Annotated in this window: 9 protein-coding genes and 1 pseudogene; 8 read left to right on the top strand and 2 right to left on the bottom strand. The window is 42.3% G+C overall.

Annotation, left to right across the window (positions count from 1 at the left end; genetic code table 11):
• Positions 1-4: 4 nt before the first annotated feature.
• Entirely contained in the window at positions 5-442 is a 438-nt protein-coding gene (locus BLW31_RS03180) for a hypothetical protein (RefSeq protein ID WP_029425687.1), read from the bottom strand.
• 201 nt (positions 443-643) lie between these two features.
• Between BLW31_RS03180 and rpiA the strand changes: the two genes are divergently transcribed.
• A complete protein-coding gene (gene rpiA, locus BLW31_RS03175) occupies positions 644-1,345 on the top strand; it encodes a ribose 5-phosphate isomerase A (RefSeq protein WP_010539165.1) in 702 nt (233 codons plus the stop codon).
• 179 nt (positions 1,346-1,524) lie between these two features.
• Entirely contained in the window at positions 1,525-3,972 is a 2,448-nt protein-coding gene (locus BLW31_RS03170; RefSeq protein ID WP_010539166.1) for a DUF3987 domain-containing protein, read from the top strand.
• A gap of 322 nt (positions 3,973-4,294) precedes the next feature.
• Here the strand turns inward: BLW31_RS03170 and BLW31_RS03160 are convergent, their stop codons facing one another.
• The gene (locus tag BLW31_RS03160) at positions 4,295-4,531 is read right to left on the bottom strand and encodes a DUF4248 domain-containing protein (protein ID WP_010539168.1); all 237 of its coding nucleotides are present in this window, start codon (positions 4,529-4,531) and stop codon (positions 4,295-4,297) included.
• Between the two features lie 225 nt (positions 4,532-4,756).
• Here BLW31_RS03160 and BLW31_RS03155 point away from each other — a divergent pair.
• The 6 genes and pseudogenes from BLW31_RS03155 to BLW31_RS03135 all read left to right on the top strand — a co-directional run.
• Positions 4,757-5,214: pseudogene (locus tag BLW31_RS03155) on the top strand (DUF1016 N-terminal domain-containing protein); the annotation flags it as partial.
• Positions 5,215-5,533: 319 nt separating this feature from the next.
• Complete coding sequence (locus BLW31_RS03150; protein WP_010539170.1) at positions 5,534-6,019, top strand: HU family DNA-binding protein; 486 nt, start codon at positions 5,534-5,536, stop codon at positions 6,017-6,019.
• A 39-nt stretch (positions 6,020-6,058) separates the two neighbouring features.
• Positions 6,059-6,511: an N-acetylmuramoyl-L-alanine amidase gene (locus BLW31_RS03145; RefSeq protein WP_010539171.1), complete on the top strand. Its 453-nt coding sequence runs from the start codon at positions 6,059-6,061 to the stop codon at positions 6,509-6,511.
• Between the two features lie 43 nt (positions 6,512-6,554).
• Entirely contained in the window at positions 6,555-6,650 is a 96-nt protein-coding gene (locus BLW31_RS24320; protein WP_022302478.1) for a smalltalk protein, read from the top strand.
• Between the two features lie 79 nt (positions 6,651-6,729).
• The gene (locus BLW31_RS03140; protein ID WP_032837209.1) at positions 6,730-9,591 is read left to right on the top strand and encodes a hypothetical protein; all 2,862 of its coding nucleotides are present in this window, start codon (positions 6,730-6,732) and stop codon (positions 9,589-9,591) included.
• Between the two features lie 16 nt (positions 9,592-9,607).
• Entirely contained in the window at positions 9,608-12,802 is a 3,195-nt protein-coding gene (locus tag BLW31_RS03135; RefSeq protein WP_010539174.1) for a DUF6443 domain-containing protein, read from the top strand.
• Position 12,803 lies beyond the last annotated feature (1 nt).

Below are 12,803 nucleotides of genomic sequence, written 5' to 3'. Positions count from 1 at the left end.
AAACTTATGGTTTATAAAGAATCAATTTTCTTATTTGCGAAGATAATCCGGCTATGAAAATGATAATCAGAGAAGCAATATGTACCGAAAGATTCAAACAATCTCCAAAAGTAAAGACTATGACTCCAGCTATCAAAGCTGCATAAAATCCCGTAGCCAAAGATTTGTAATTATACACCGAATAGATTTCACCATCCAATGCCTCTGCCAGCCTCTTATCATTCTTGATCTTTTCAAGTGTAGCGGATGTCTTCCATGCGACAGCCGCATATATCAACAATACAAAAGCATTAAAATAACTCATGCCCCACGTACTTTCATTGTTATCTATACAATAAATCCACCATGCTATCCATCCCAAAAGCAACGTCGATGCAATAGTCCGCACCAATAGAGCATTAAACCTTTTAATCTCCATCTTTTCAATCGTAAAATTTTCCATAACCATAGAATTTAGTCCATACTCTTATCTTCAAGTTTCACCCATAGGTTCCAAAAAGAAACCCTTAGGTTACAAAAATAGTTATTAAAAACTATATTCCAAGCAATCATCCATCTATTTTTTTATTCTCCCGTTTTCATTGAACCAAACCTACCCTTCCAGTCGTTATATATATAAGGAGACTCTAAAAATGCAAGAACAATGAAATGGGAAAACCAACTGATAAAAGACCTGCAATGGTCGAATGAAATTACCAACAGAGAAGCCAAACAACGTGTGGCACGCGAGATTGCCGCCACAGCCAAAGCTGGCGACATAATAGGAGCCGGCTCCGGCTCCACCGTCTACCTCACTTTGTTCGAACTGGCCAAGCGGATTCACGAAGAGCACCTGCCTCTGGAAGTGGTCCCCGCCTCCCAGGAAATCTCCATGACTTGCATCCAACTGGGCATCCCTCAAACCACCCTCTGGAACAAACGTCCCGACTGGACATTTGACGGGGCAGACGAAGTGGACCCCGACCACAATCTGATAAAAGGGCGTGGCGGAGCCATGTTCAAAGAAAAGCTGCTGATCAGGAGCAGCGGCAAAACCTTTATCATCGTCGATCCCAGCAAACTTGTCAACCTGCTGGGCAGCAAATTCCCCATACCGGTGGAAGTGTTTCCGAATGCACTGCCATACGTCGAAAAAGAACTGTACCGTCTGGGAGCCTCCAAAATTTCATTACGACCGGCCCATGGTAAAGACGGACCTATTTTGACAGAAAACGGAAACTTCATCCTCGACACCTATTTCCGTTATATTGACGCTTCACTGGAAGAACAGCTGAAAACAATCACGGGCGTTATTGAAAGCGGACTTTTCATCAATTACGACATAGAAGTAGTTGTAGCCGGATAATATAAAAGAAAGAGCGCGAAAGAAACGCTATTTTTAACACTTTAAGCTTCTTTACAACCGGTCTATCTTTGCAGCCGACTTAAAGAACCGACTATTCTGCATTCTGTAAATAGTGAAAGCACTATCCTCCCTTCTTTATCTCATACTATCGATTTATCAATAAAAACAAAAAAAGTAGTATGGAAAGACAAAACTCACTGCAAAGCAAAAATTTACAATTTCATTTTTCTTTTTTTAGAAACACCTGGAGCAAAGAATCAACCATCGTCACCCTACACAACCTTTACCTGCAAACCATCAGCTCACTCTGGAAGGCACAAACCGAATGCTACCGGAAACTGCAAGACCGTCCCGACCGCAGCAATGAAGCCAAAATGGTAAAAGGCGCCATGCCTGTCGTCATCATCGAGGGCATCTGCCGCCCGCATTGCAGTCATGCCGCAGCCAATCTGGAAAAAATGAGCGGACTAGCCATGTACGACCTCGACCACCTGAACGAACGGACATCTGCCGTCAAAGCCCTTTTCCGTGCTCTCCCCTACGTGCCTTACACACAGACCAGCATCTCCGGCAGAGGGCTCAAAGTCATCGTATTTCTCGACGCCCGTACCCCGGAAGAGTATCCCCTCGCCTACGCTATCTGCCGGCAGACACTGGAACAAATCGCCGGACACCCGTGCGACGGACAATGCGCCCGCATCACCCAGCCCTGCTCTTGTGTGTGGGATACCGACGCTTACTACAACCCTGCCCCCGAACCCTACCCGTGGCGTGAAGAACTTGCCGCCAATCCTTCGCTGGCCCATCTGCTCCAAACTAAAAACAATTACGGCAGCGGCAACCATGGCAACAACAAGGATAATAACAACGGAAAAGCCTCTCCTATCCCTCCCCCTACCGAAGCCTGCGGATACATCGAAGCTTTCGTCCGCCACTTCGCCCAGTACCATCCTTGGCAAAAAGGCAATCGCCACGAATCCATGCTGGCAATGGGAAGAAGCGCACGACGTAAGGGATTTTCGAAAGAGGAGGTTGAAAAATTAACATCTGTTATGTCAGTAGAAATCGTGGGAAACGGCTATACGCTGCAAGAGCTGCAAAAAGACTTATCAGCTGGATATCAATACGTTGACCTGTCTTACATTCCCCAAGAGACTCCCCGTTCACTGACAGTACTGACAACTGACACCTTTATGCCTGTTTCTGTGGAAAACGACCAGGGAAAAGAAGAAGAATTGTCCATAAAAAATGAAGAATTACGAGGTTCCACCCCCTGCATTCCGGACGAAGTATACGCCAACCTCCCCGATTTTCTGAAAGCAGCCTTGATACCGGCACGAACACAACGCGAACGTGATATGCTGCTTCTAGGATTGATTGCCAACTTAAGCGGCTGCCTCCCTCTTGTCCGCATCAATTTCGACCAGCGCTTTTACAGCCCTCATCTCTACATCCTGATCATCGCTCCTTCCGCCACCGGCAAAGGGCTTCTCACATTGGCAGGTATGCTTCCGCGAGAGATTGAAAACTATCTGAAAGGAGAAAACAAACGGAAAAAGGATACCTACGAACGGGAGCTCATGGAATGGGAACGAAGCAATCAATGCTTCAAGAAGGGGACGCAGACCGCAGGAGCATCCACTCCCGGCCCGAAGCCCGAAGCACCGGAATATTACCACTTATGCGGTGCTCCCAGCACCTCCAAAAACCAAATCATCCGACGGCTGAAAAATAATGGTGACCTCGGACTCATTATCAACGCTACCGAACTGGACATGATCTCCGGTGCCATCAAACAGGATTACGGCAAGCACGATGACGTATTCCGTGCCGCATACCATCATGAATCGGCAGCCACAGACTACAAGGTAGACGGTGAGCTCATCTTTGTTGAAGTGCCGCGCCTGGCACTCTGCCTGTCCGGCACGCCCAACCAACTACCCAACTTCATGCACTCTATGGAGAACGGACTTTTCCCCCGTTTCACCATCTACACCTGTGGGGCACGATGGAAATATCGTTCGGCAGCCCCCATCAAGGGGAAAAAAGACTATGTCACTCTCTACAAAGAATTTAGTCTGCAAGTACTGGAGATGTACTACTTCTTTCAGCAGTCGCCTACGGAAGTCACGCTGACCGACAGCCAATGGGAGGAACATACCACCTACTTCGACCGCCTGCTCAACGAAGTAGCCAGTGAGCAGGCAGATGCACCGGGCTCTATCGTCCTCCGTGGTGCACTGATGGTGGCACGCATAGCCTCTATCTTCACTGCCCTGCGCAAATATGAAGGTGCCATGCGCATGAAGGAGTACATCTGCACGGACGAAGATTTCCATGCAGCTATGCAGATCGTGCAAACCACCCTCAATCACAGCCTGCTCGTCTCCTCTTCACTGCCGGGAGATGAGGTGAAATCAAAACCTTTGAAATCTTACTTCCGAATCCGGACGGTCGTAGAAAGTCTTCCAACGACTTTTACTTACAAAGAGATCAAAGAGAAAGCACTGACAAAAGGTATTAGTGAAAGAAGCACTTGTAGGTATCTAAAGAGTCTCTTAGAATTAAAATACATTGATAAACAAGAAGATAGATATATCAGAATAAAAGAATTCACAGACAAATAGGCGTTAAGTGTCAGTTGTCAGTGGCAGTAGCCTCAAAGAGCTGATAAATTGGTATAAAATAGATACATCACAAGAGAAGAGGTCCGCAGAAACGGAACAGAAACCGGTACAAGAGAGAAGGGAAACAAGTACCAGAATGGAGAGGAACAAGTACTGGAATGAGGGAAAAGAAGTACTGAAACGGAGCCTGTGATGTACAAGAAATGGACCGGACAAGTACAAGAAGAGAGAAAGAGAAGTACAACAACCTGCTGAATGATATACTGAAAACTGGAAAAAAACGTATGTACGGCAGTAGGGGAAGGTACTTCGTTCCCTCTTTTCAAGGTTCTCCCAAGTGACGGACAATCTGCTCCACTTCCCGACGCAGGAAGCGGTGCCGCCGGCAGTTATATCCGATAGCGTCCAACGCTTCCATCAACGGCTCACATTGCCTGATCCATCTCATCATTGTTTTAAGTGCCGTTTCTTCCGAACGGCCCGGACAATAGAGCAGAGCCAGCTCTGCCTTGTCATAAGCTCTCATTTCAAACTTTTTCTCTTCAAGTAATTCTTCCATAATCTTGTTCTATTAGCATTATTCAATGGTATAAAGGTACTAATAAAAGTTCAATTTGTAAAATAATAAGCGTGTTTTATTGGGGTAAATACAGACATTTCCGGATAAAAAAAGATATCTGCGGACATCTGCGGACAAATACAGACAAGCAAAGAAAATAATTCGAACAGGGGGAGCGATTAACCAATAATAAGCAGTATCTTTAGCGGAACAGACGAAATCAAAATGGAAAATCAAAACGATGCATTCAACTATGCATATCTACTCAGACAAGTAAAAGCAAGAGTACTACTTGCACAAAAAAGGCAATTTACACAGCCAATGAAGAAATGCTTTCAATGTATTGGGATATTGGCAAATTACTAACCGAGAGTCAAAAACAAATAGGTTGGGGAAACAATGTAGCACTTATGCAAAAAGTGAAAGATATAAAAGCCCGCTACTGGTACATGATCCAATGTCTGAAAAACGGTTGGAGCCGGGATTTCCTTATCGAGGCAATCAAGCAGGACTATTATCATTCTCACGGAGCATTGACCAGTAACTTCGCCGCCACTCTTCCCGAAATACAAGCCAAGCAAGTAAAAGAGACATTAAAAGATCCCTATATTTTTGATATGCTGACGTTCACCGAAGAGTACGACGAAAGAGATATTGAACTGGGCCTTATCAAACATATCGAAGTATCAGAATAAGATATAGCATAACATAGTCCTGAACCCCAATCAGGAACGAATCGTTCCAATTCCCTGATGTGAACTGAACAGTATTATTCAGCTCGCATCAGGGACTTTCTTTTTAATCCCGTCCTCAAACCACTACAAGAACAGACATCCACGGACATTTCCGGATAAAAAAAGACATCTGCGGACATCAACGGACAAATACAGACATCGCCCATCCCCACTACCGTACTTTTGTCATGTCACAAGCAAGGAACCACTTGTGACCCCAACATTTTATTTTTCAATGATTCAAAAAACTTAAAACAAGAAAAAGATTATGGCAAAAGTATTTTCATTCACCAGCGTGCTCCGCAAGAACATGATGGAAAAAGACAAACCGGACCTGTATTACGCTCTCGCCAAGTCGAGCGGTGAGATTGATATAGACGAAATGGCGGAACGCATCCAGCGTTCGAGTACCGTGAACTGGGCAGACGTAGTGTGTGTGCTGCGTGCACTGCACACGGAGATGATCGACAGTTTCAAGAAAGGAGAGATCGTCCGACTGGGGAACATCGGTTCATTTTATGTCACCTTGCGCAGCAACGGTGTACTCGTCCAGAAGGATGTGAAAGAAGGGTTGATCAAAGGCGCCCGTGTCCGCTTCCGCCCCGGAAAGGAGATTAAAGACGCACTGAAAACGCTGGACTTCAGCAAGTACAAACCGGAAAGCAGCGAAGGAGACAAGACCGATCCGGAAAACCCCAAGCCCAAGCCGGACCCGGACGACGGCGACGAAGAAGCTCCGGACCCGACGGTATAAGGCAACCGTCAATCAGGTATTTACAAATTCCACCAAATCATGAGAAAGATCGATTTAATCGTGATCCACTGCTCTGCAACGCGGGTGGACCGGACACTGACGGCCTTTGACCTGGAGACGCTGCACCGGCGACGGGGATTCAACGGAACAGGATACCACTACTATATCCGCAAAGACGGCACGACACTTCTTACCCGTCCCATCGAACGCATCGGGGCACACGTGAAGGGATTCAATGCGTCGAGTATCGGAATCTGCTATGAAGGCGGTCTGGACTGCCGGGGACGCCCGGCAGACACACGGACACCGGAACAACGCGCCTCCCTCCGCCTGCTGGTGAACCAACTGAAGCAACGCTTCCCCTCCTGCCGGGTGTGCGGACACCGGGATCTCAGTCCGGACCTGAACGGAGACGGGGAGATTGAACCGGAAGAGTGGATCAAGGCATGCCCTTGCTTTGAAGTAAAAAGAGAGTTTTCGGGAAGTAACTAACCATTTAAAAGCATTCGGAAAGGAGGTGTATAAAATTATGGCAATGAAAAAATCTCTTTGGGATATGATTCTCAAAGTAGTCATCGCAGTAGCTTCGGCTGTAGCGGGCGTATTGGGCGCTAATGCGATGAATCTGTAAAATAGTAGCCTTGTGAAAGGGAAGACTTTCTTCCCTTTTCACAAGGTATTAATAGTATCAATCTTTAAAATAATAACATATGAATTATTTATTAAAATATAAACTTATTACTTTATGTATGTCCTGTTGTCTCGTACTTACGGCTCAGGCACAAACAATATTCTCAGTAGAGGAAACGATCCAGACTCCGCAAACTCAAAGTTTTGTTCGGTACGGAAATAATCCGGTCGATTTATATACGGGTACAACGGGAGTTTCTATTCCTGTCTATACTTATAAAGATAACGACTTTGAAATCCCCATAAGTTTAGAATATGCATCCAATGGCTTGGTTGCCAATCATCAAACCGGCATTTTAGGGCAAGGATGGTATCTGAATACGGGTGGAGTTATCACTCGTACAGTAGTAGGAATTCCGGATGAGAACCATGATATCGCGATGGCCGGCTATTATGATTACCATCGTTCTGTTCCTGTTAATGAAAGCATAACGAATCCTCTTTTACTCGGAAAGCAATTTCATAACATAAGTACTATTGATGAGCCTTTTGTTTATCTGTATGATCCTTCAAAGCCATCATCGGCTATGTACGAGAGTACTCCGGACATTTTTCACTTCAATTTTATGGGGTATCAGGGTAGTTTTCAGTTTGATGTAAACAAGAAAATATGTATTTACAATACAAACACTGCAAGAGACAACTTTAAGATCAAAGTATTCAATTTTCAAAACAGTCCAATTTCTTCTTTTGAAATCACCACCAATGATGGATACAAATATATATTCGGAGGAGATCAGTCCGGATTATATGATCGGGAATGTAGTATCTCAGAAAAAAGTGTGGAACGAACTGTCATATCCTGGCAGTTAACAAAAATCATAGCACCTAATGGACGAAAAGTATCTTTGATATACCGATCAGGAGACTATACAAGTCGGGGAATCATTAAAAACATGATGCCCTCACCTAATTACAAGATAGTATCGACTCAATCCGGAGGATCGGCTTCATACTATGAATCTAGTACTGTGTCTCAATTTCCTACTTATCTGGAAAGTATCTTAGTGGGGGATGTATGCCGTATTCAACTAGACTATACCTCAAAACAGTCAGAAAAATATGGAGCAGATCGCAATCCACATGATTTGCCTGCACTGCTAAAGTTGTCATCCGTGACGGTCAACTCCCTGTCTCCGACTACAGAACAAATACTACATTGCGATTTAAGCTATCAGTATTCTGCGGATAAAAATAAAGTCTTATTCTTAAAGGAGGTTGATTTCGGAGAAGGGAAGATTTATAAAATGAATTATATAGGAGTAGATGAGTTTCCATCAATATTGGTATTTCCTTTCAATGGCACATGTGCCGTAGATCATTGGGGATATTATAATGGACAGTTATTAATCGGCATCAACAACTTCATTCCTTCTACAACAACAGATAAGGATAAAAAAGAAGTGATAACAAGCAGTCAACGCGAAGCGAATGCTCTATATTCCCAGCTTGGCATGCTCAAACAGATTTCATATCCTACTGGTGGGTATACCACTTATGAATATGAAGGTAATACTTATTCCAAACATGCAATGGATCAGTACGTCATTCGATCAGTACCAGTCGACAAGCAGGCAGGAGGGGTACGAGTAAAAACGATCAGCGATTATACGGAAACCGGTGAGTGCAACCGCCGGGAGTTTACATATCAGAATTTAGACGGAAGCAGTTCAGGCATTTTACTAAAGATGCCTAGATATCGTTTAGATTATACCACAGTGATATCCAATCAGCTCTATTATATAAACAGAGGAAATGTTCAGGATATGGCAACTTATTCCTTGGAGGGTCCTCATATAGAATATGCCAGAGTAGTAGAGAAAAAATCAGATGGTAGTATGACGGAATATAAATATAAAAATTCTTTCGACCCTTTCATTGGTGATTACTCGCAGATAGATGCACTAAGCCTCCACTTCATTCCTGGTCAGCGAATAAATTCTTCCAATTCCGGTATGGCAAGATTTATTCTCTCCCGCCTTCATTCGAATGCCCACAAAAGAGGTCTTCTCGAATCACTCTATACAACATTTAATGGAGATACTATTTATTCAGAAGAATTTACTTATCTGAACCCAGGAGGAAAATGGCATCCTATATTCGGTTATCAAACTGAAAATATCAAAAATGTAAAAACAGCAGGCGACGTATTCTATATTGATGCCATAGAAGTGGTAGATAAAGCACAGATCGATAGTAAAACGACAAAAGAATATACAAACGGGAAAGTTTTTACAACCCAAAGGGAATACGAATTCAAGTCCTCCCTCGGTCGGCTGAATTGTATATTGACCACTTTGAGCAATGGTGATATATTAAGAGAGCGAATAGAATATCCGGAAGATATGACTACTCCTTCGGATATAGAAAAAATGATGGTGGACTCTTTTCTCACCAGTATGCCAGTAAGAAAAGCACTCACTATTCAAAAAGAATCAGATAGTTTTGAAACAGTAATAAGCGGAGAATATAACAAATATAAAAAATACGACAAGCTAATAAAACTGGAAGAAATAAGAAAAACCGCCTATGACCAACTTCCTCAATGGAAAGACTTTAATCTGGATTTTGTTGATTCCGACTTCCACAATGACGCATACGATTCATGGGGAAACTTAACACGGCAAACAGCTAAAGACAGAAGTGTCACTTCTTACGTTTGGGGATATAATAACCGCTATCCGGTTACCATAGAAAAAGATGGATTGAAAACCCGATATGAGTATAAGCCTTTAATAGGAATGACTTCTGTGACCGATATCAGAGGGATTAAGACTTATTACGAATATGACAAAGCAGGACGGCTCCAGTGTGTGAAGGACAATGACAAGAATGTTATCTCTCGGTATGATTACCATTACGGTTCAGAAAATAATAATTAAATAAAGCTTATGAATTATGAAGAATATATTTGCTTTAATGCTTTTATTGCCGATTTGCTCGGCTTTATCGGGAAATGAGAATCTTCCCTTTACAACAACTAACGCAGACTCACTGAATATCAACAGGAGCTTTGTCCATACACAAACGATGCTTTCTCCCAATGCCGATTCCATGCTTCAGGAGTTTCAGTATTTTGATGGATTAGGTAAGCCTATTCAAACTGTATCTCAAGGAATTTCTCCCACAAAAGGAGATTTGATATCTACTTCTGCGTATGATTCTATGGGCCGGATATCCAAAAAATGGTTACCGCTTCATGCTCAAGGAAACAACGGAGCTTTTCTTTCCGATCCTTTCAACAGTACTGTAAAACAGTATGCAGACAATGTTCCTTATCAATATACCGAGTACGACCACTTTCCCGAAAGCAGAATTATACTTCAGCAAGATGCGGGAGAAGCATGGAAAAGAAATCCTGTTCATACACAATATTTAGCAAACGATACGACTTCAGCCTTAAACTGCATCCGTTATCAAATTAATGATGAAGGGACTTTATCTGAAGAAAGTGTATATGATCCGGGAGAACTGCGAGTAATACAGACTACGGATGAAGACGGAAAGTCATTATACACATTCATAGACAAAGAAGACAGGACTATTCTGAATCGGGAAATGGATGGATCAAAACAGTATGATACGTATTATGTGTATGACATTAAAGGGAATCTATGTTATGTATTGCCTCCCATGTATCAGGAATCTCATGATTTGAGTTTGTATGCCTATCAATATAGTTATGACAACCGCAATCACTGTATCATGAAGAAAAAACCCGGAGACACCAACCGCTATGCTTATGACAAAGCTGACCGATTAATATTTCTCCAAAATCGACTTCAACAACGGCAATTTGAATGGATATTCTCCGTCCCCGACCAAAAGGGACGCGAGGTGATAAAGGGAATTGGCATTAGTTCGTCACTCAACGCCCCGGCAATCTCAAATGTATTAGTATATGCCGAACGACACCAAGGAGGAGGTGCCATGGACACCGGCTATATTATTCATGATCTGTTAGGAATGGTTTCTACTAACCCTAAAGAGGTGAACTATTATGATGATTATAGTTTTCTTGCAGACTTCGAAAGTCAGCCTACACGGTTATCCCTAGAATATAGCTTTAAGGATTTCCCATCATGGTTGAAGAATAAAGAAAAAGAGTTTTCTGTTCCTACTTTAAATCCTGTCGGATTACAGTCAGGGAAACGTTCCTATCTAGATAACAATAACTATCTATTAACAGCCCTCTATTATGATAAAAAAGGACGTATAATCCAGCAACGAGGAACAAACCATCTGGGAGGATATGATATCGATTTTTATTCTTATACTTTCTCGGGATCAACAAAAGGACACGTTCATCTACATCTCGATTCTGACAAAAACACTGTAATAACAGAGTATTACGACTATGTATATGACAATGGAGAACGGTTGAAACAAGTGATATATCGTCTGAATGGCGAACAAGACACCATATTATCAGAAAATGAATATGACAATCTGTGCCGGCTTAAAAGCGTGAAGCTGAATAATGGAACAACAGCTTTAACCTACGATTACAACATTCGTAATTGGATGATAAGTATTGACAGTCCGTTCTTCAAACAAAAGTTGCACTATACAGACGGGGCAGGAACCCCCTGTTATAATGGAAATGTCAGTAGTATGACTTGGCAGACTGCTTCGTCAGGAATATCCGGGTATAAATTTAGTTATGATGGTTTAAACCGAATGAAAGATGCAATATACGGAGAAGGGAATAATCTCAGCATGAATTTAAACCGTTTCAACGAACAAATAACCGGTTATGATAAAAATAGAAATATTCTGGGCTTGAAACGTTTCGGTCAAACATCACAGAATGATTATGGTTTAATAGATGATCTCTCACTGAGTTATAATGGCAACCGTTTGCTCTCTGTTAAAGACAATGCTGCAAATTCGGCATACGCAGGTAGCTTCGAATTTTCAAACGGTGCTGACAAATCTGTAGAATATTCCTATGACATCAGTGGCAATCTAAAAAGAGATTTAAACAAAAAAATTACTGATATCCAATATAATTACTTAAATTTGCCAAGCCTCATAAAGTTTGAGAACGGAAGTAACATTTCTTATCTCTATAGTCCGGAAGGAGCCAAACTTCGTACTACACATGTGACAGATAAGGATACACTTATTACAGACTATTGCGGCAACGTGATCTATGAAAATGGAATTCCTGTCAAACTGCTGACAGAGGTAGGATATGTAACCCTTGCGGATGCTGTTCATCACTATTTCTTGCAAGACCATCAAGGAAATAATCGGGTGGTTATAGACGAGAATAATAATGTAGATGAGGTTAATCATTATTATCCGTTCGGAGGAGTATTCGCTTCGACTTCATCTGTCCAACCTTTTAAGTATAATAGCAAAGAATTGGACAGAAAGAATGGATTGGATTGGTATGATTATGGGGCAAGAATGTATGATGCAGCGTTGGGAAGATGGCATGTAGCAGATCCGTCAAGTGAAAAGAATTATTCAAATACTCCTTATGGGTATTGCTTTAATAATCCAGTTACACATATAGATCCGGACGGCAAACAAGGAGTAGCGATCCCGACACCCTATGGTCCTCTCCCGTTCTATTACCCTTTGACGAGAACTCAAAGCTATAACTTGCCTTCAGATCAACAAATAATGAGGCATACATCAGACAAGTTCGCGGAGTTAGGGCAAATGATTACAGATGCGCCTAAGATGTCTTATACCTTTGGCTCTCTCTTGTATTATCAGGTAAAGAGCGCTGTCAGTCCTGAATACAATCATCAGAGGAAAAGAGACAGAAAAGCTAAAGAAAATTTAGACAAGAATCAGGCAAACGTAGCAAACAGTATAGATACCAACGTGTCAGGAATGATGCCTAATGGCGATCCGGCTCCTAAAAGGGATCCTAATGATAAAAGTAAAATAGGAAAAGCAGGAAAAAAAGTTTTAATAGGTTCAGGTATAGCCAGAACAGCTTTAGAATTAACAACTCCCGATCCTACTCAAGATGCATATGATGCTCATACTAATCAAGTTGTCGGAAAGGAAGAATATTCTACAAACTATATAAGAGATATTTTTGAATGGATAATAGAACAACTTAAAGATTAAC

Origin of the sequence: Bacteroides faecis MAJ27 (genome assembly GCF_900106755.1) — a bacterium.
GTDB classification, from domain to species: Bacteria; Bacteroidota; Bacteroidia; order Bacteroidales; family Bacteroidaceae; genus Bacteroides; species Bacteroides faecis.
Note: the sequence above shows the minus strand (reverse complement) of the source record. Positions and strands in the feature narration are given on the sequence as shown.